The sequence below is a fragment of the Corynebacterium sp. genome, assembly GCF_030532715.1.
In the GTDB taxonomy this organism is placed as follows: Bacteria; Actinomycetota; Actinomycetes; order Mycobacteriales; family Mycobacteriaceae; genus Corynebacterium.
Genome location: NZ_JAUNKO010000005.1, coordinates 235,372 through 255,104, shown reverse-complemented (window position 1 = coordinate 255,104; position 19,733 = coordinate 235,372). Strand labels below are relative to the sequence as shown.

Annotated in this window: 19 protein-coding genes; 16 read left to right on the top strand and 3 right to left on the bottom strand. The window is 61.7% G+C overall.

Going from position 1 to position 19,733, the window contains the following annotated elements:
• Window positions 1-59: 59 nt before the first annotated feature.
• On the top strand, window positions 60-2,030 hold the full coding sequence (locus tag Q4D83_RS09680) for a VWA domain-containing protein (protein ID WP_303175098.1): 1,971 nt from the start codon (window positions 60-62) through the stop codon (window positions 2,028-2,030).
• Window positions 2,031-2,034: 4 nt separating this feature from the next.
• Here Q4D83_RS09680 and Q4D83_RS09675 read toward each other — a convergent pair whose 3' ends face one another.
• Window positions 2,035-2,925 (bottom strand): neutral zinc metallopeptidase, encoded by an 891-nt coding sequence (locus tag Q4D83_RS09675; RefSeq protein WP_303175097.1) that lies wholly within the window; start codon window positions 2,923-2,925, stop codon window positions 2,035-2,037.
• 202 nt (window positions 2,926-3,127) lie between these two features.
• Here Q4D83_RS09675 and aspS point away from each other — a divergent pair, with 202 nt between their 5' ends.
• The 15 genes from aspS to nusB all read left to right on the top strand — a co-directional run bounded on the left by aspS (window position 3,128) and on the right by nusB (window position 18,784).
• Window positions 3,128-4,927, top strand: a complete 1,800-nt coding sequence (gene aspS, locus Q4D83_RS09670; RefSeq protein ID WP_303175096.1) for an aspartate--tRNA ligase — start codon at window positions 3,128-3,130, stop codon at window positions 4,925-4,927.
• A gap of 13 nt (window positions 4,928-4,940) precedes the next feature.
• Window positions 4,941-6,146 (top strand): phosphotransferase, encoded by a 1,206-nt coding sequence (locus tag Q4D83_RS09665; protein WP_303175095.1) that lies wholly within the window; start codon window positions 4,941-4,943, stop codon window positions 6,144-6,146.
• A complete protein-coding gene (locus Q4D83_RS09660) occupies window positions 6,143-7,477 on the top strand; it encodes a replication-associated recombination protein A (RefSeq protein ID WP_303175093.1) in 1,335 nt (444 codons plus the stop codon). Before Q4D83_RS09665 ends, Q4D83_RS09660 begins: the two co-directional genes overlap by 4 nt.
• Before the next feature lie 187 nt (window positions 7,478-7,664).
• A complete protein-coding gene (gene alaS, locus Q4D83_RS09655; RefSeq protein ID WP_303175091.1) occupies window positions 7,665-10,334 on the top strand; it encodes an alanine--tRNA ligase in 2,670 nt (889 codons plus the stop codon).
• A 10-nt stretch (window positions 10,335-10,344) separates the two neighbouring features.
• The gene (gene ruvX, locus Q4D83_RS09650) at window positions 10,345-10,854 is read left to right on the top strand and encodes a Holliday junction resolvase RuvX (RefSeq protein ID WP_303175089.1); all 510 of its coding nucleotides are present in this window, start codon (window positions 10,345-10,347) and stop codon (window positions 10,852-10,854) included.
• Window positions 10,841-12,001 carry an endolytic transglycosylase MltG gene (gene mltG / locus Q4D83_RS09645; RefSeq protein ID WP_303175088.1) on the top strand — a complete coding sequence of 387 codons (1,161 nt, stop codon included), beginning with the start codon at window positions 10,841-10,843 and terminating at the stop codon, window positions 11,999-12,001. The genes ruvX and mltG overlap by 14 nt, the downstream gene beginning before the upstream one ends.
• Window positions 11,998-12,798, top strand: coding sequence for a shikimate dehydrogenase (locus Q4D83_RS09640; RefSeq protein ID WP_303175086.1), 801 nt, complete (start codon window positions 11,998-12,000; stop codon window positions 12,796-12,798). The genes mltG and Q4D83_RS09640 overlap by 4 nt, the downstream gene beginning before the upstream one ends.
• A gap of 30 nt (window positions 12,799-12,828) precedes the next feature.
• Complete coding sequence (locus Q4D83_RS09635) at window positions 12,829-13,209, top strand: prepilin peptidase (RefSeq protein WP_368502210.1); 381 nt, start codon at window positions 12,829-12,831, stop codon at window positions 13,207-13,209.
• A 50-nt stretch (window positions 13,210-13,259) separates the two neighbouring features.
• Window positions 13,260-14,465, top strand: coding sequence for a chorismate synthase (gene aroC / locus Q4D83_RS09630; protein ID WP_303175084.1), 1,206 nt, complete (start codon window positions 13,260-13,262; stop codon window positions 14,463-14,465).
• Entirely contained in the window at window positions 14,465-14,995 is a 531-nt protein-coding gene (locus tag Q4D83_RS09625) for a shikimate kinase (protein ID WP_303175082.1), read from the top strand. The genes aroC and Q4D83_RS09625 overlap by 1 nt, the downstream gene beginning before the upstream one ends.
• 3 nt (window positions 14,996-14,998) lie before the next feature.
• Window positions 14,999-16,078 (top strand): 3-dehydroquinate synthase, encoded by a 1,080-nt coding sequence (gene aroB, locus Q4D83_RS09620; RefSeq protein WP_303175080.1) that lies wholly within the window; start codon window positions 14,999-15,001, stop codon window positions 16,076-16,078.
• A complete protein-coding gene (gene aroQ / locus Q4D83_RS09615; RefSeq protein ID WP_303175079.1) occupies window positions 16,066-16,500 on the top strand; it encodes a type II 3-dehydroquinate dehydratase in 435 nt (144 codons plus the stop codon). Before aroB ends, aroQ begins: the two co-directional genes overlap by 13 nt.
• Before the next feature lie 4 nt (window positions 16,501-16,504).
• On the top strand, window positions 16,505-17,599 hold the full coding sequence (locus tag Q4D83_RS09610; protein ID WP_303175077.1) for a Xaa-Pro peptidase family protein: 1,095 nt from the start codon (window positions 16,505-16,507) through the stop codon (window positions 17,597-17,599).
• A gap of 49 nt (window positions 17,600-17,648) precedes the next feature.
• Window positions 17,649-18,212 carry an elongation factor P gene (efp, locus tag Q4D83_RS09605; protein WP_303175075.1) on the top strand — a complete coding sequence of 188 codons (564 nt, stop codon included), beginning with the start codon at window positions 17,649-17,651 and terminating at the stop codon, window positions 18,210-18,212.
• An 11-nt stretch (window positions 18,213-18,223) separates the two neighbouring features.
• Window positions 18,224-18,784 (top strand): transcription antitermination factor NusB, encoded by a 561-nt coding sequence (nusB, locus tag Q4D83_RS09600; protein WP_303175073.1) that lies wholly within the window; start codon window positions 18,224-18,226, stop codon window positions 18,782-18,784.
• Window positions 18,785-18,829: 45 nt separating this feature from the next.
• On the opposite strand, the gene Q4D83_RS09595 is transcribed toward nusB, so the two are convergent.
• Window positions 18,830-19,276 carry a hypothetical protein gene (locus Q4D83_RS09595; protein ID WP_303175071.1) on the bottom strand — a complete coding sequence of 149 codons (447 nt, stop codon included), beginning with the start codon at window positions 19,274-19,276 and terminating at the stop codon, window positions 18,830-18,832.
• Window positions 19,273-19,701 (bottom strand): hypothetical protein, encoded by a 429-nt coding sequence (locus Q4D83_RS09590; protein WP_303175069.1) that lies wholly within the window; start codon window positions 19,699-19,701, stop codon window positions 19,273-19,275. Before Q4D83_RS09590 ends, Q4D83_RS09595 begins: the two co-directional genes overlap by 4 nt.
• Window positions 19,702-19,733 lie beyond the last annotated feature (32 nt).

The window sequence follows — 19,733 nt, the reverse complement described above, 5'->3', positions numbered from 1 at the left end:
TTGCAGTTTCGCTCTTATTGTAGTGTTTGGTGCATATTCACTTATGACGAGGAAATATTATGAATGTAGCCCGTACGGTGGCGGCAGTGGCCTCGGCGATCGGCCTGGGGGCGTTGCTCGCCCCACCAACCGTAACGGCACAACCAAGCATGGATCCCACGGTGATTGTTCTCGACGCGTCCGTGGCGATGCTCGACGTTGACGATTCGGGCCGCACACGCATCGACACCGTGAAAACCGCCGTGCGAAACTTTCTCGACGCCGCGCCTGCCGCCAGCGAACTAGGACTCGTGGCGTACGGCACGGGGACCGGTGTCAGCGAGGAGGAACGCGCCGCCGGTTGCGGGGATGCGACCGTGCTTGGCCATCGTGGTGATGATGCCACCGCGGATTTGAAGCGCGCCGTCAACACGTTGGCGCCGCGCGGGTTCGCGCCGATCGGAAACGCTTTGCTGCGGGCCGCTGAGCTGCTGCCTGCCAGTGGCGCCCGCAGCATGGTGCTGGTGGCTGGTGGCGCGGACTCGTGTGCCCCGCCGCCGGCGTGCGAGGTGGCGGCGCAGCTTAAGCAGCAGCACCCCGAATTGGCGATCCACACGATAGGTTTCTTCGCTGATGACACCGCACGGGAAGAATTGAGCTGTATTGCACAAGCCACCCAAGGCAGCGCAGTAGAAGCTGATTCTGAGGAGGGGCTGGAGGCGGCGCTGCGGCGGATCACCACCCGCGAAGACCAGCCGCGCTACCAATTTCCCGATGAGGTGGTGGAGTTCGGTAAAAACCGCACAGACGCACCCCACGTGCGATTGGGCACGTGGGAGCACCCCACCCGGATTACTGCCCGCACGTTGAGCGAATCCGAAGAAGAAGACAACCAGAATATGCTGAAGCTTTCCATCCCGAAGGGGCATCGGGTGCAGGTGGGCTACACGGCGGTACCGAAGGCCTCCGCGGGGGCCGCGCCCAGCGGCTTCGTGTTCTCGCCGAAGTTGCAATACGAGCGCGATGGTTCAATGGTGGATTGCCCGGCGCACGGAGGTTCCGGGCGAGGTAATTTCCGCGATACCCAAGCACCCACCACCGGCTATTTGGTGGGGGACCATTACGACGGCGACTCCCCGTGTTATAGCGAGGACGTGTTTTTGGATATTGGGCTCATGCGGGCGAGCGATTTCCACGATGCGGTAGACATTGATATGTCGCTTGCGGCGGTGCCGGAGCCGGAGCAGCACGGGGACGATTTCAACACCCTGGCGGCGCAACCACGCCAGGACGCTGACCTGCCGCAACTGTCCCCGCAGGAAAACGTGGTGGCGGTAACGCCGGCCACGCAACCTGACGGCGCGGAGGAGCTCGTGGGTACCACGTATGGGGAACTCGCCGACGGGCAAACCCACTTCTATGCGGTGCCGGTCGGTTGGGGCCAGGCCCTCGACGGAACGTTTGAGGTGTTGGGCGCGCCGCCGCCGGAACCACCCGCCGAACCAACGGAAGCCACGGAAGAACAGCCGCAGGAGGCGGGCGAGGAAACGTCGGGTACGGAGGCGTCGAGAATCGTGGAAATTCAGGCGATGAACGCGCTGGGGCAGTCGCAGCAGCTCATCGGCGCGGAAGAAGTCGACGTTGCGCGCGCGGCGGAACCAGCCACGTTTGGCACCCTGTACCCAGTCTCGTACGCAAACGTGGACGCTCAGGAAAGCAACGCAACCTCGTTTTGGTTGGGCGGCACCCACTACATTGCGGTGAGCTTAAGCAGCGTTTCAACCGCCGACAATCACCCCGCCCCGTTGAAATACCGGCTCACGCTGAAACCCTACGGTAAGCCGGTGGCCGGGCCGAAGTTTCCAAGCAATGCCGATGCGGAACAATCCGGCGCGAAGGAAACCGCGAACACGAAATCATCCACCAAAGCCTCACCCGTGGCGCGCACCACCGGCGCCAGCCCGGCGCTGAAAATCGTCGGCGGTACGGTGGCGGCGTCCGCGGTGCTGATCACCGCGTTCATTGTGTTAGTGAAGACGCGGAAACACTAGCGTTCTACTTGTAGGCGCCGCGCTCCAGCGTGTCACACGAGGACATTCGCCCGGTATTGTAGCCAGCCAGGAACGATTCCGCGCGCTGTGCGGATGAACCGTGCGTCCAGGTGTCGGGTCGCACTTCGCCGCCGGAGCGTTGCTGAATATTGTCGTCGCCAACGGCTTGGGCTGCGGTAATCGCGCTGCGCACCTCCTCTTCGGTGAGTTGCTTCAGCCACGCGTCCTCGCCGTCGTCCGCGTGATGCGCCCATACGCCGGCGTAACAATCTGCCTGCAATTCAATTTTCACCGCATTGGAATCTTCGCCGGGGTCGTTGTAGTTGCTCAGCCCCAGGGTGCCCTCCACTTTCTGCAAATGATGCCCGAACTCGTGGGCCACAATGTACTGCTGGGCGAAGGGCGTATTCTTCGCGCCCAGCTGGCTGAGTTGGTCAAAAAACGAGGTATCAAAATACACGGTTTCATCCCGTGGGCAGTAAAACGGGCCAGTGGCGGAGGAAGCCCGGCCGCACCCGGAATTCGTGGTGCCGTTAAACATCACTACCTGTGGCAGCGTGTACTCCAGGTTCGCCTGTTGCGGCAGCTCCCGCTGCCACACCTGGTCGAGGGATTGCGCCGTGAAGTCGATACGGCAATCCACGTTTGCATTCGCGTCCGCGCCGGTTTTACAGTGCTCTAACCCAGAGGTGCCCTCCCCGCCAGGCAGGGCGGGTTGCTCCTGCTGGTTTTGCTGCCCGAGCATTTCGTTCAGCTGCTCCGGGTTGCCGCCCATGAGCATAAACAGGGCCACTAATACGAGTGTGCCAATGCCGCCGCCGATGGCCACGGGTCCGCCAGCGCCGCGTTTCTGGGCTCTGGGCCCGGAGCTGGTTACGTCATCGCGAAAGGTCATGGGCACATTATCGCACACGTCAAATGTGAAAATGCGGGGTCGCACACTAAGAATGTTGATAAATCCCGCATGAAGTCGATCAGCACATGCATACGTTTATTTGGTTGGGTAGGGGTGGGGCGGCGCGCTGGGCGTGGTGGCAACGCGGTAGGATCGTGCGGAGAGTTTTTCATATTCCCGTTCACGGAAGGATTCAAGGAACGTGCTGCGCACTCATTTAGCGGGCGATCTGCGAGCAGAAACCGCAGGCGAAACCGTCACGCTGACTGGCTGGGTTTCCCGCCGACGTGACCATGGTGGCGTGATCTTTATAGATTTACGCGACCGTTCCGGTATCGCCCAGGTTGTGTTCCGCAACAGTGAGGTCGCAGAGCGCGCGCACCACCTGCGCAGCGAGTTTTGCATCCGCGTCACCGGCGTGGTGGAAATCCGCCCCGAAGGCTCCGAAAACCCCAACCTCGCTTCGGGCGCGGTAGAGGTAAACGTCGCCGAGTTGGAAGTACTTAACGAATCCGCCCCGCTGCCGTTCCAGATTGATGACGCTGCTTCCGGTGGCGAAGTCGGCGAGGAAACCCGCCTGCGCTACCGCTACCTGGATTTGCGGCGTACCGCGCAGGGCAATGCGTTGCGGTTGCGTTCCGCCGCGAACCGGGCGGCGCGCACCGTGTTGGACGCGCATGATTTCACCGAAATTGAAACGCCGACGCTGACGCGTTCCACGCCGGAAGGTGCCCGCGATTTCTTGGTGCCGGCGCGGTTGAAGCCCGGCACGTTTTACGCGTTGCCGCAATCCCCGCAGCTGTTTAAGCAGCTGCTCATGGTGGGGGGCATGGAGCGCTACTATCAGATTGCGCGCTGCTACCGGGATGAGGATTTCCGGGCGGACCGGCAGCCGGAGTTCACCCAGCTTGATCTGGAGATGAGCTTTGTGGACCAGGATGACGTTATCGCGTTGGCTGAGGAGATCCTGGTGGCGCTGTGGGAGTTGATCGGCTACACCATCCCCACGCCGATCCCGCGGATGACCTATAACGAGGCGATGCGCCTGTACGGTTCCGACAAGCCGGACCTGCGTTTTGATATTCAGATCACCGAGTGCACCGAATTTTTCGCGAACACTTCGTTCCGGGTGTTCCAGAACGAGTATGTTGGCGCGGTGGTGATGGAAGGCGGGGCGTCGCAACCCCGGCGTCAGTTGGACGCGTGGCAGGAGTGGGCGAAGCAGCGCGGGGCGAAAGGTTTGGCGTATATCCTCGTCGGCGAGGACGGCGAACTGTCCGGCCCGGTGGCCAAGAATATTACCGAGCAGGAACGCGCAGGCATCGCCGCACACGTTGGCGCAAAGCCGGGGGACTGCATCTTTTTCGCGGCTGGCGAAACCAAGAGCGCGCGCGCATTGCTCGGCGCTGCTCGCAGCGAAATCGCCAACAAGCTCGGCCTCATCGAGGAAGGGCAGTGGGCATTCACCTGGATTGTCGACGCCCCGCTGTTCGAACCCGCAGCCGACGCCCAAGCGTCCGGGGATGTGGCGCTCGGGCACTCCGCATGGACTGCGGTGCACCACGCGTTTACCTCGCCGAAGCCCGAATGCCTGGATACTTTTGATGAGCAACCGGGGGACGCGCTGGCCTACGCTTACGACATTGTGTGCAACGGCAACGAAATCGGTGGCGGTTCGATCCGTATTCATCGCCGCGACGTGCAAGAGCGCGTGTTTAAGGTGATGGGCATTTCTGAGGAGGAGGCGCAGGAGAAATTCGGCTTCCTGCTGGACGCGTTCGCCTTCGGGGCACCCCCACATGGCGGTATTGCGTTTGGTTGGGATCGGATTGTTTCCCTGTTGGGCGGCTTCGAATCTATCCGCGATGTGATCGCGTTCCCGAAGTCCGGTGGCGGCGTGGACCCGCTGACGGATGCCCCAGCGGCGATTACGCCCGAGCAGCGTAAAGAGTCCGGCATCGATGCCAAACCCGTGAAAAAGAAGGCTGAATCCGCGTCCTAGGAGCCGCTGTTTAATGCGCACGCCTCAAGAAATCATTTCCGTCGCCGAAGAGCTGCTTTCCCAACGCTTCGGCGGCAATCAGGTGTTGCAAGAATACGAGCAGTTGGGCGGCTCCGGCACCGCAACTGTTTTGCGGGCGCGGGTGGCGCCGTCGCCGCTGTTGCAACAACGCTCGGTGGTGATCAAGTTTGTGCCCGCGACCGGCGACCGGATTGATGACGCCGCGCTGATTCGGGAAGTAGTGTCCTACCAGTTCACTACGTCACTGCCGGAGGACGTGCGGCCCGGCCCGATCTTGCTGGCGTACGACATTGACCGCCGAATGGTGGTGATTTCCGATTGCGGCGATGGGGAGACGTTTGCGGAACTGTTGGAAAACGACGACGCGCAGCACCGGCTGCATGTGTTGCGCACCCTTGGCCAAGCTATTGGGAAGATGCACGCCGGCACTGCGCACCGCGAGCCCCATTTTGATATTTTGCTTAACCGCATGTTGGGCCGGTATCCGACGTCCGCGGACGTCCACGAACTGCGCGATACCACGCTTACCAGTTCGATTGATCGAGGGGTGACCCTGCTGGAATCCGCCGGGCTGCGCATTCCGGACGTTGTGCACGCGTTTGCGCGCGACGCCCAGCGGCGCCTGGCTTCCGGGCAGCACCGCGCGTTCACGCCGTTTGATATCTCGCCGGACAATATTTTGTTGGCGGATGGCACGCAGTTTTTGGATTATGAATGGGCCGGGTTCCGCGATGCGACGTTCGACGTGGCGTGCGTGGTTGCCGGATTCCCGCAATACCTCTCCGCGCGGCCGATCACTGATGAGGAAGCCGATGTGTTTATCGACGCATGGGTGCAGGAAGTGCGTTCGATGTGGCCGAACGTGAACAACGCTGTGCGGCTGCAAGCGCGCATTGTTACCGCCCTGATCGGCTGGGCCATGGCCAGCGTCGCATACCTGTACTACGGCTCGATGAGTCAGGCGGTGGCGGGCGCGGTTGAAGGGCCGAGCGCCGAGGAAACCGCGCTGGTGACCGCGTCACTAGAAGAAGATTTCGACGTGTTGGGCGCGGTGCTGCGCCATGCGGACGAAGCGCGACGCGATTTGTTGGAAACCTTCGAGGCGCTCGCCCGGTTTGCGGCGCGGGGTGCGGACTCGCGGTTCCCGGCAGTCGAGGAGTTCGCCGGCGCGGTGGTGGCGAGGCTTTCGCAACAGTGACGCAGGATTCCCTGTTCGAACAGCAGAAGCCGCAGGCAGCCGACTACTTTCACCCAGGTGCCCACGCCCCACTCGCCGCGCGCATGCGGCCCCGCACCCTAGACGAGGTGGTGGGGCAGCAGCATCTCCTCGGCCCGGGCACGCCTCTGCGGCGCTTAATCGAAGGCCGTGGCGAAGCGTCCGTGATTTTGTACGGCCCGCCGGGGACCGGGAAGACAACCATCGCTTCGCTCATGAGTGCGGATACGGACGATAGGTTTGTGGCGTTATCCGCGCTTGACTCCGGGGTGAAACAAGTCCGCGAGGTGATTGATCGGGCGCGCCGAGACCTTGTGCACGGGCACCGCACCGTCCTGTTTATCGACGAAGTGCACAGATTTTCCAAAACGCAACAGGATGCGTTGCTTGCGGCGGTAGAAAACCGCACCGTATTGCTCGTAGCCGCCACCACCGAAAACCCCTCCTTTTCTGTGGTTTCCCCGTTGCTTTCGCGCTCTTTAATGTTGCAATTGCAGCCATTGGATGATGCGGCGATTAGGACACTGCTCGAACGTGCATTGGAGGATGAACGTGGACTTGGTGGGCGGATCAGCGCCACCGACGAAGCGATCGCGCAACTCGTCGCACTCGCTGGGGGAGACGCGCGGCGTGCGCTGACGTACATCGAAGCAACCGCCGAAGCGATCGAAGACGGAGGCGAACTTACCGTAGAGGCGGTGCGCGCAAATGTGCACCGTGCGGTCGTGCAATACGACCGCGACGGCGGCCAACACTACGACATCACCAGCGCGTACATAAAGTCGATTCGCGGTTCGGACGTGGACGCCGCCTTGCATTATCTGGCGCGCATGATCGAAGCGGGGGAGGACCCCCGGTTTATCGCCCGCAGATTGGTCATTCACGCTAGCGAAGACATCGGCATGGCCGACCCCACTGCGCTGCAAGTCGCCGTCGCCGCCGCCCAAGCGGTACAGCTCATTGGCATGCCGGAGGCGCGACTCAACCTCGCGCAGGCAACAATTCACCTGGCTACCGCGCCGAAGTCCAACGCGGTGTATGCCGCCATCGATGCCGCCCAAGCCGATGTTCGCGCCGGCCGGATCGGCCCCGTTCCCGCACACCTGCGCGACGGGCATTATGCGGGCGCACGGGAACTCGGGCATGCTGTGGGTTACCGTTACCCCCACGACGACCCGCGTGGAATCGTTCAGCAGCGCTACCTTCCCGAAGGTTTAGATGATGCGGTGTATTACCAACCGACCACCCACGGATCCGAGAAACGCCTCCACGAATTTCTGGGAAGGCTTCGTAGGATCGTGCGGGGGAGCTAACGAGTGAGTCGCGCCGTGAGGTGCGGCAACCTGTGGCGTGCCCACTGCCAGCTGAGAAACGTTTGTGCGAGTTCTTGGGGTGGCTTGCTGTGATTGTAAGCGGTGCCTGCGCCTAGGTATTTGTCCCGCACAAGGTAAAGTGATGCGCTGGAACTGTTGACTTTACCCAAAGCGAGGGATTACTGCCGTGCAGACTCATGAGATCAGGGAGCGCTTTATTCAGCACTTTGTTGCCGCTGGCCACCAGGAAGTGCCCAGCGCGTCACTGATCCTCGACGACCCTAACTTGTTGTTTGTGAACGCCGGCATGGTCCCGTTTAAACCGTATTTTTTGGGCCAGCAAACCCCGCCTTTTCCCAGCGGAACTGCAACTTCCATTCAGAAATGCGTGCGTACTCTGGATATTGAAGAGGTGGGCATTACCACCCGCCACAATACGTTTTTCCAAATGGCGGGTAATTTCTCCTTTGGCCAGTATTTCAAGCAGGGTGCGATCGAGCATGCGTGGGCGTTGCTGACCAACCCGGTGGAAGAGGGCGGTTACGGCCTTGACCGGGAGAAATTGTGGGTGACGGTGTACCTTGATGACGACGAAGCCGCGGAAATTTGGCAGCGCGTGGCGGGGTTGCCTGCGGAGCGTATTCAGCGGTTGGGCATGGCCGATAACTATTGGTCGATGGGGGTGCCGGGCCCGTGTGGTCCGTGTTCCGAGATTTACTACGACCGCGGCCCAGCGTACGGCAAGGAAGGCGGGCCGATTGTTGACGATTCGCGGTACTTAGAAATCTGGAACCTCGTGTTTATGGAAAAGGAACGCGGGGAAGGCATCGGTAAAGATAACTTCGAAATTCTTGGTGACTTGCCAAAGAAGAATATTGATACGGGCCTCGGCGTGGAGCGCGTCGCTTGCATCCTGCAGGGCGTCGATAATGTGTACGAAACGGATTTGCTGCGACCGGTGATCGACGAGGCCGAAAAACTCACCGGGGCGACCTATGGGCGCCGCGACTCAGACGACGTGCGCTTCCGGGTGATCGCTGACCACTCGCGCACCGGCATGATGCTCATCCTCGACGGCGTGACACCGGGCAACGAGGGGCGCGGCTATATCCTGCGCCGGTTGCTGCGCCGCATCATTCGCTCCGCACGCTTGCTGGGTGCGACGGGGGAAACCATGGGCCGTTTCATGACCACCATCATGGACACCATGACCCCGTCCTACCCGGAGATTGCGACGCACCGTGAGCGCATTTTGCAGGTGGCGATTGCAGAGGAGAAGTCCTTCCTGCACACCCTCGAGTCCGGCACACGCTTGTTCGAAGAGGCGGCGGAGTCGGTGAAGGCTTCCGGCGCATCGACGTTGGCGGGGGCGCAGGCGTTCGCCCTGCACGATACGTACGGGTTCCCCATCGACCTGACGTTGGAAATGGCCGCCGAAGCTGGGCTTGATGTGGACCAAGAGGGCTTCAACAAGCTCATGGCCGAGCAGCGCGCGCGGGCGAAGGCGGACAACCAGGCGAAGAAGCATGGGCACGCGGACCTGTCCGTCTACCGCGAGTTTGTGGACGAACACCCGACCGAATTCACCGGTTTTACTGAGCTTGCTTCGGGCGCCAGAGTCCTCGGCTTGCTTGCCGACGGCCAGCAGCTCACCGAAGTCAGCGAAGGACAAGAGGTGGAGGTCATCCTCGACGTCACCCCGTTGTATGCCGAGTCCGGCGGCCAGCTTGGTGACCGCGGCCTGATCAGCACCGAAGACACGGTGCTGCGCGTCAACGATGTGCAAAAGATCGGTAAGAAACTGTGGGTACACAAGGCGACCGTAGAATCCGGTGGCCTGGCCGTCGGAGCTGATGTGGTGGCCAGCGTGGACCCGAAATGGCGGCACGCCGCCCGCCAAGCGCACACCGCAACCCACCTCATCCACGCCGCGTTGCGCGAGGTATTGGGGCCAACAGCAGTACAGGCGGGTTCCATGAACAAACCCGGCTACCTGCGTTTTGACTTTCAGTGGACTCAAGCGCTCACCCCCGAACAATTGCAGCGCATCGAAACCGTGACCAACGAGGCCGTGGACCACGACTGGGCGGTCAATACGATCGAAACGTCCCTGGACGAGGCGAAAGCGATGGGCGCAATGGCCTTGTTCGGTGAAAACTACGGCGATCAGGTGCGCGTGGTGGAAATCGGCGGCCCGTTCTCTATGGAACTCTGCGGCGGTACCCACGTCAGCCACTCCTCCCAAATTGGCCCCGTGGCAGTGTTGGGTGAAGCATCCATTGGCTCCGGCGCCCGCCGCATCGAGGCGTACTCCGGCTTGGATTCCTTCAGCTACCTGTCCCGGGAACGCGCCTTAGCCGCCGGGTTGGCCACCGCCCTGAAAGCCCCTTCCGAGGAGCTGCCCGACCGGATCGCCGCGCTGACCGAGAAGCTGAAGGATGCGGAAAAGGAAATCGCGCAGCTGCGCCGCCAACAGCTCCTCGCCGGCAGCGCGGAGTACATGGCTTCGGCGCGCACCATAGGCGGCGTGGAAGTGATCGCCACAAAGCTCCCCGAGGGCACCCCCGCAGGCGACTTGCGGACACTGGCAATGGATCTGAAAAGTCGATTTGGCAACAAACCGGGTGTAGTGGTGTTGGCAGCGTCGGCGGCAGGCAACAAGGTCCCGTTTGTGGTCGCGGCAACGAAGGATGCCATCGCCAAAGGTGTGGCATCGGGCCACCTTGTGGGCGTTTTTGGTGCGCACGTGGGTGGTCGCGGTGGCGGGAAACCTGATATGGCACAAGGCTCCGGCAGTGACGCCTCGGGCCTAGATGCCGCGTTTGCCGCGGTGGTCAAGGAACTAGAGAACCTGTAGCCTGCGCCTTATGAAAGTTTTAGCTGATACCCCTGGTGAAGATGATCCCGGGCTGGGGCGTCGCCTTGGCCTCGATGTGGGTACCGTAAGGATCGGGGTGGCGGTGTCAGACCGCAGCGCCATGCTCGCCACCCCGGTTGAGACGGTTCGCCGTCTCAGCCGTTTTAAGGGTCGAGACCAAGGCGACATTGACCGCATCGTGGAGCTTGCGAACTCCTACGAAGTGGTTGAAATTGTGGTGGGGTTGCCGCGCGATCTTCAGGGCAACGGTTCCAAAAGCGTTCGGCACGCGGAGGAAATTGCATTTCGGGTTCGACGTCGCACTGGGCTCCCAGTTCGAATGTGTGATGAGCGACTCACCACCGCTGTGGCTACCCGGGCTTTGCAGGCTTCCGGCGTAAACTCTCGTAAAGGTCGTAGTGTGGTCGATCAGGCTGCGGCGGTGGAAATCCTACAATCTTGGCTGGATGGAAGGGCTGCAAACCTCCGACAGCAGGAAGGCGATCATGAGGCTACGTAAGGAACCAACGTACGCGAAACGCCGGCAGCGCGGCATCGCAATTCTCATTGCTACGTTGATTCTAATCATCAGTGCAGTGGTGTACATCGGGTACATGCGCACCAACCCACCAAGCACACGCGATTTCGTGGGTACCGGCAACGGCGAACAGGTGTCGGTGGAGATCCCAGAAGGGTCCAGCATTTCCGAACTTGGCCCCAAACTGGTGGAACTCGGCGTGGTGCAAACCAACGGCGCTTTCCAAATGGCGGCTAATAGCAACCCCGACGCAGGCAGTGTGAAACCTGGTGTGTACCGGGTGCAGAAAGAAATGAGCGCTGAGTCCGCGGTAGCGGCCCTCTTAGATCCCGCTAACCGGGTGCCTACGCTGCACGTACCTGGCGGCGCAACACTCATGGACGTCAAAGTTGTTGGTGGGCAAACCAGGCTGGGAATTTTGCGTCAAATTTCTGATGCAACCTGTACGGAAGGCAGCAAAAACTGCATTCAGGTTGCTGAGTTGCAACGAGTCGCTGCGCAAACCCCGCCTACTGAACTCGGCGTCCCGGATTGGGCGTTGCAGCAGGTGACCGCCCGCGGCGACGATCCGAAACGACTGGAGGGCATGATCTCCCCAGGCGAGTACGTGATCAACCCGGAAGACGACGCGCTCTCGTTGCTTACCCGCCTGATTTCTGATTCGGCGAAAGAGTACAACAAGACTGGCATCGTCGAGCGCGCACAGGCGGTCGGGTTGTCGCCGTACGAGCTGCTGACCGCGGCGTCGCTCATCGAGCGGGAAGCGCCGAAAAATGATTTTGCCAAGGTGGCGCGCGTCATTTTGAACCGCCTGCACAAGCCGATGCGCTTGGAGTTTGACTCCACGGTGAACTATGACGTCACCGAGCAGGAAATCGCCACCACGGACGAAGACCGACAGCGCGTCACGCCTTGGAATACCTATGCCAAGGATGGGCTGCCGGAAACTCCGATTGCCTCGCCCTCCATCGAAGCCATCGAAGCGATGGAGAATCCGGAACAGGGTGATTGGTTGTTCTTCGTCACCATCGACAAGGACGGCACCACGGTGTTTAACAACACCTTCGAGGAGCATATCGCCGACACCGATCAGGCAATCCACAACGGCGTGTTGGACAGTAATCGATGATCACCCACCGCGCCGCAGTGCTGGGCAAGCCGATCGAGCATTCCTTGTCGCCGGTGCTGCACAACGCCGGCTACGCCGCGTTGGGCCTGACGCACTGGGATTACGGCCGGATCGAATGCGACGCAGCCGCTCTGTCGCGGGTGGTGGCCGGAGCCGACGATGCCTACGTCGGGCTTTCCGTGACCATGCCCGGAAAGTTCGCGGCCCTGCAATTCGCTGACGCCGCTACGGAGCGGGCGCGCGCCATCGGCAGCGCAAACACCCTCGTGCGAACCGCGAGCGGGTGGCGGGCGGACAACACCGATTGTGAGGGTGTTGCCGGAGCGTTCGCGGAGCTTGGGGTGAGCGCACGGGAGCACGCGATCGTAGTCGGCGGCGGCGGTACCGCCCGCCCCGCGTTGTGGGCCCTCGCACAGCTTGGATTTCGCAACATCACGGTGTTGAACCGTTCCGATAAAACCGCCGAGCTACAGCCGTTGGTGCCGGGGGTGGGGTTTGCATTGCGCCCGCTGTCGGCTGCGGCTGCTGCGCAAGTGGCAGGTGCCGATGTGGTGATTTCTACCGTGCCCTCGGCGGCGATCCAAGGCATGGAAGACGAGCTGGCAGCCCAACCCGTGCTGGATGTGATTTATGATCCATGGCCCACACCACTGGTGCGTGCCGCCCAGCGACGTGGGGTGCCTGCGGTGGGTGGGCACGTGATGCTGGCACACCAGGCGTTCTGCCAGTTTGAGCAGTTCACCGGGCATGCCGCTCCGCGGGGAGCTATGCTGAAAGCGTTGGAAGAGGCGCGGTAGCTAGCAGCAAAACCAAGGGGATGCATCGGGGTGTGGGTGGCCATCATTGTGTGGGCCGTGATCCTGTCCGGGATTGACACTTGTTTTCGTAGATTGCCGGACGTGTTCACGGTGCCGGCCATCGTGGCCGTCACGGTGTGGGCGGTCTCCGAACAACCGTGGTGGCTGCTCGGTGGTGTGGCGTGGGCGGGCATCTATCTGGTCTTGCCGGGGTTCGGTGGCGGAGATATTAAGCTGGCCGCATCGCTCGGCGTTGTTGCCGCGGCGAACGGGGTGTTGGGGTGGTGTGTGGCGGTAGGTGGGGCGTCGCTAGTCACGGTGGTGGTCGGTGTGGCCACAGGCCAGCGGGTTGTCGCGCACGGGCCGGGCATGCTTGCCGCAACGTTTGGGGTTTGTTTGTGCGGCTTTTAATTGGGGGGTCGTGTTTTATTGGGCGGTGTGTTCGTGACACAATACACAACATGCTTCGATGGACAACAGCTGGTGAATCCCACGGTCAGGCGCTCGTCGCAATGGTTGAGCATATGCCCGCGGGGGTACCGCTCACTCGTGCGGACATTTCCGCCCAGCTTGCGCGGCGGCGCCTCGGCTACGGCCGTGGGGCGCGCATGAAGTTCGAGGCCGACGAGGTGACGGTGCTCGGGGGCGTGCGCCACGGGTTCACCATGGGCGGCCCGGTAGCAATCATGATCGGAAACACGGAGTGGCCGAAGTGGACCACCCTGATGAACTCCGATCCCGTGGACACCGATGATCCCGAGGTTGCCGCGGCGTTTAGCTCCGGCCGCGGTGCCCAGTTGACGCGTCCGCGCCCCGGCCACGCCGACTTTGCCGGCATGATCAAATACGGGTTTGCGGAGGCGCGTCCCGTGCTGGAGCGGGCTTCTGCCCGGGAAACCGCCGCCCGCACCGCCGCGGCGACGCTGGCCCGTAACTTCCTGCGGGAGGCGCTCGGCGTCGAGGTGGTTTCGCACGTAGTTTCCATCGGTGATTCGGATCCTTACACTGGCCCGTTGCCCGAGTTCGCCGACCTTGAGCGCATCGACGCCTCCCCAGTGCGCGCGTTCGGCGCCGACGCCGAGGCCAGCATGATTGCCGAGATTGAAGCCGCGAAAAAGGCCGGGGACACCCTCGGCGGTGTGGTTGAGGTAGTGGTGCATGGCCTGCCCATCGGATTGGGCTCCCACGTATCCGGGGAGGATCGCCTCGACGCGCAGCTCGCGGCCGCCGTCATGGGCATTCAGGCGATTAAGGGTGTGGAAATCGGCGAAGGGTTTGCCAACGCGCGCCGCCGCGGCTCCCAAGCGCATGACGAAATGGTCCGTGATGAAGCCGGTGAGATTGCGCGGCTGAGCAATCGTGCGGGTGGCCTGGAAGGTGGCATGACCAACGGCCAGGCGCTGGTGGTGCGGGCCGCTATGAAACCGATTTCCACGGTGCCGCGCGCGCTGAAAACGGTGGATTTGGCCACGGGGGCTGCGGCCAATGCAATCCACCAGCGTTCGGATGTGTGTGCGGTGCCTGCGGCGGGTGTGGTGGCGGAAGCTATGGTTGCGCTCGTCCTCGCCCGCGCCGTCTTGGCAAAGTTCGGCGGTGACAGCCTCGCCGAAACCAAATGCAATATTGATTGCTACCTTCAACAGGTGCACCACCGTTTGGAGTTTTAATGTCGCCACGCGTAGTTCTGGTAGGGCCCCCCGGGGCTGGAAAATCCACCATTGGGCGGCGACTGGCGCACGCCCTCAACACCACGCTGGTGGATTCCGATCATCTTATTGAGGAGGCAACCGGGCGCCCGTGCGGCGAAGTGTACGCCGACCTTGGGGAAGAAGGTTTCCGCGAGTTGGAGGCCGGCAAGGTTGCCGAAGCGCTGGGCACGAGTGGTGTGGTCAGTTTGGGGGGCGGGGCGGTGGTCACCGAAGCCAACCGCGACCTGCTCGCTGAGCATTGCGTAGTGTGGGTGGACGTGTCCGCGGAGGAAGGCGTGCGGCGCACCTCGGCGGATGATTCGCGGCCCGTGTTGGCCGCGGCCGACCCCGAACAACGGTACCGGCAGCTGCTGCAGGAGCGCACACCGCTGTACCGTGAAGTTGCGGGGTACCGTGCGCGCACCGACGGGCGCACCCCCCGACAGGTGGTTACGGACGTACTGAACTACCTGGAAACGCACATGGATACCCCCGGAAAGGACACTTAACCCATGACCGTGATCTCCGTGACCGGAGCCTCCCCTTACGACGTCACGATCGATCACGGGGTGACCCCGCAGATCGTGGCTGCGGTGCGCGCCGAATGCCGCAATGTGTTGATCATCCACCAAGAGCCCCTGGCTGCCGCGGCTGACCAGCTTGCAGACGCGCTGCGGGCTACGGGCCGCTCGGTGTATGCGGCGGAGGTGCCGGACGCGGAGGCTGGGAAAACCCTCACCGTCGCCGGCGAGCTGTGGGAACAATGTGGTGAACTCGGCATGGGGCGGCGCGATGTCATCATCGGGCTTGGCGGGGGAGCGGTAACGGATTTGGCGGGGTTCGTCGCTGCGTGTTGGATGCGCGGCATTGACGTGATTCAGGTGCCCACGACGCTGTTGGCGATGGTTGACGCGGCGGTCGGCGGGAAAACCGGCATCAATACCGATGCTGGGAAAAACCTGGTGGGGGCCTTCCACGAGCCCGCCGCAGTATGCATTGACCTGGACTTTTTGCGGACCTTGCCGGCGGAGGAATTGATTGCTGGTTCCGCGGAGATCATCAAAACTGGTTTCATCGCGGATCCCGTGATCCTCGAATTGTATGAGTCGGACCCCGCTGCCTGCCTGCGTGTGGACGGGTACCTGCCGGAGCTGATCGCTCGTTCCGTCGCCGTCAAGGCTCGCGTGGTGGCCGCCGATCTCCAGGAGTCCGGCCTCCGCGAAATCCTCAATTACGGACACACGTTCGGGCACGCGGTTGAGTTGCGGGAGGCGTTCCGCTGGCGTCACGGCAACGCGGTGGCGGTGGGGATGATGTTCATCGCCGAACTCGCCAACGTCCACGGGCTTATCGACGCCGCGTTCGTCGACCGCCACCGCAACATTCTGCGTTCCATTGGGTTACCGGTGAACTATGAGGCAGGTTGCTTCGACGAACTCTTGGTTGGCATGGGGCGCGATAAGAAAAACCGGGAGGGCAAGCTGCGCTTCGTGGCGCTTACTGGCCCCGGCGATACCACCCGCTTGGAGGATCCCAGCGTGGCCAGCCTCCAGGAAGCCTACGAACGGATTAGCAAACCATGCATGTTGTAGTGTTAAACGGCCCCAACCTGGATCGCCTGGGTAAGCGGCAACCCGAAATTTACGGCGCCGACACCCTCGCCGACGTGGAGGCGAGCGTGCGCGCCAAAGCGGCGGAGTTGGGCGTGGAGGTCAGCTTCCTGCAATCCAATTACGAGGGGCAGCTCATCGAGTGGGTGCACGACGCTGCGGACCACGGTCGGCCCGTGATTATCAACCCTGGCGGCTGGACACACACCTCAGTAGCGTTGCGTGACGCCCTCGTGGAATTAGACCTGGTGATTGAGGTCCACATTTCGAACGTGCATGCGCGGGAACCTTTCCGTCAACACAGCTACATTTCCCCCATCGCGCGGGGTGTTATCGCAGGCCTTGGCGTGCGCGGATACCTGCTGGCATTAGAGTACGTGTGCGGCGAGAAGCCGGTACAGTAAAAACATGACACTTCTTGCCGATACCCGTTTTGCCACCCGCCGCCGCACCCTTGCCGCGGCGTTGGCCGGTCAGCGCATCGATTCGATGTTGATTACCCACTTAACGCATGTCCGATACTTGTCCGGGTTTTCCGGCTCGAACGCAGCGCTGCTGGTGAACAAGGATTTGAGCGCGTCGATTGCCACCGACGGCCGCTACACCACGCAAATCGCGGAGGAAGTGCCGGACATTAAGGCCATCATCGAGCGGCCAAGCGCCGCGGCGTTGCTGCAAAAAATCACCGGCCCGCGGCGAGTCGGATACGAGGCGGCGTACGTGTCCGTGGCGGAGCTCGACGCCCTGCAACAAGCGTGTGGCGAGGACGTCACCCTAGTACCAGTGACGGACGTGGTGGAAAACATCCGCCTGATCAAAGACCCCGTGGAGCTTGATCGCTTGCGTGAAGTGGCGCAATTAGCCGTGACAGCGTTTGAAGATCTCCTGGCTGCGGGGGAAATCGCCGTGGGCCGTACGGAACTCGACGTGGCCGCCGACCTGGAGTATCGGATGCGCAAGCTCGGCGCTGAACGCCCCAGCTTTGACACGATTGTTGCCTCCGGGCCGAATTCTGCGAAGCCGCATCACGGGGCAAGCCGACGGGTACTCGAGCCGGGGGATCTGGTCACCATCGATTTTGGTGCGCACATGGCTGGGTTTAATTCCGACATGACCCGCACCGTGATCATGGATCACACCACGGACTTCACCGCCGAGATCTACAACATTGTGTTGGAGGCGCAGCTGGCAGGTGTCGCCGCGGCGACACCGGGTACGGCGTTGGTGGATGTGGATCGTGCCTGTCGGGACGTGATTACCGCCGCGGGCTACGGGGAGTATTTTGTGCATTCCACGGGCCATGGGATTGGTTTGGATGTGCACGAGCCCCCAACGGCGGCGGTGACCGGCACGGGAACGTTGGAACCCGGTATGACACTGACGATCGAACCGGGTATTTACGTACCTGGTAAAGGTGGGGTTCGAATCGAAGATACGTTGATCATTACAAACGGGGCGCCGGAGATTATCACCAAAATAAGTAAACAGCTGCTTGTGGTGTAGGATTGGGGGGGGCTCAATTGCACCATTGTTATGTAGGGAGAAAGACCCAGTGGCAACCACCGCTGATTTTAAAAACGGCCTTGTGCTCAAGCTTGAGGGCAAGCTCCAGCAAATCATAGAGTTCCAGCACGTGAAGCCGGGTAAAGGTCCCGCCTTTGTACGCACGAAGCTAAAGGACGTCGTCTCCGGCAAGGTTGTGGACAAGACTTTTAACGCTGGCGTCAAGGTTGAAACCGCGACGGTGGATCGCCGCGACATGACTTACCTGTATAACGACGGCACCAACTACGTGCTCATGGACGATAAAACCTATGACCAGATCGAGGTTGCCCCGCACCTCATGGGTGCCGGTGCGAAGTTCCTCCTGGAGAACACTGTGGTGCAGGTTTCGTTCCATGAGGGCGAACCGCTGTTCGCCGAACTGCCGGTGTCTGTGGAGTTGAAGGTGGAGCACACCGATCCTGGTTTGCAAGGCGACCGTTCTACCGGTGGCACCAAGCCCGCGACCTTGGAAACCGGTGCCGAGATTCAGGTGCCGCTGTTTATTGAGACCGGCAACGTGCTCAAGGTTGACACCCGCGACGGTTCTTATATCTCGCGCGTCAACAACTAGGCAGGGGTGGCGTGAGTACTTCCCGTCAAGATCCCGCGAAACGTCGCGGCAGCCGCTACCGCGCCCGCCGCAGGGCGGTAGACATCTTGTTCGAGGCGGAGTTTCGTGATGTTGACCCCGTGGCGATCGTCCAAGACCGCATCGAACTATCGCAGCAGCCCGATCCGCTTGTAGCGCCAGTGGCGGAATACACGCAACAGATCGTCGGCGGCGTCGCCGTCGAACTGGACAGCATCGACGACACCGTTGGCCGCTACTTGGCCGACAATTGGGTGCTCGAGCGCATTCCCGCCGTCGATCGGGCAATCCTGCGCATCGCGGTATGGGAAATGCTGTTCAATCCGGATGTTCCCGTGAAGACCGCCGTGGTTGAAGGCGTGGAACTCGGCAGCGAATACTCCACCGACTTCGCCGCACCATACATCAACGCCGTGCTCGACGCGGTGGCCAAAAACATTGAGGAACTCCGCGCCGAAGCACTCGCCGCGATCAACGCCCTCGAAGCAGACGAGGCGATCGTGGTGCTTGGCGAAGAGGCCGCCGAACCTGACGGAGACATCCACGCACCGTAATCGGGGAGCATGGGTGAGATGGGGCGGCGTCGTCAAACGCGGGGGCTAGACGCCGCCCCATTCACCCGTGGGAGCTGGGCTTACATCGGCGCCAGGAATCTGGGAGCTGAGCTCATATGCGGCGTGAATCAGCCCGCCCAGGCTTCGTTGCAGTGTCAATTCCAGGAGGGTATCGCTCAGGCCCGGGTGGCAGGACAGCACGTCGGTCAGCGCAAGCACAGCGTGCTCACGTTCTGGGTCCACCGCAATTTTGATGCGGGAGTATTTTCGATGAAAATCGTTGATGCGGAAAAACAGGTCCCGTTGCAGCTCCGGCGTGTTATCCAGCTCCAAATCCCAATCCGAGGCGAGCACCAGTAGTTGCCCGGACTCCACGGACACAGCGGTAGGCAAACGCAGCTGCAAAATATTGAGCTGGTCGGGTTCCGCCTCGGTTTCCACGCCAATATTTTGAAACGCGGCGGCTACCCGGTCCAAGGTGAGCGCCCTCATGAGGTGCGCCCCATTTTGCGCAGCGCCTCCGGCTGGATCAAAAAGGGATGCGTGTTGGCCAGACCAACCTTGCCGCCGGGGAGCGTGCGCTCCGCGGTGAACATCAATTGGCGGGACACCACCCACGCCACCGCGGCAAACGCCTCAATGTTCGGCGCGGGCAGTAGGGAAGCGTTCGGTAGGGAGGTCCGCCCCCGCAGCTCCATCGTGGTGGGTGTGGGGGTTTCCAGGATTGCTATCGGTTGGAGGAATTCGAAGTTCCACTCGGCGATAAAAGTGATGAATTCTTCCAAGTCTTGGTAGCTCGGTTTCCCCTCCCACGTGCACAACGCTTTCAGCTGATCGAAGGTCGCATCATAGGAATAATCCAGATGCCACCGTTGTGCGCGCACGCGAAGGGTTTCGCCGACCATTTCAAACGGCAAATTTGCGTGGTTTAGCCAGGCAACGACACGGG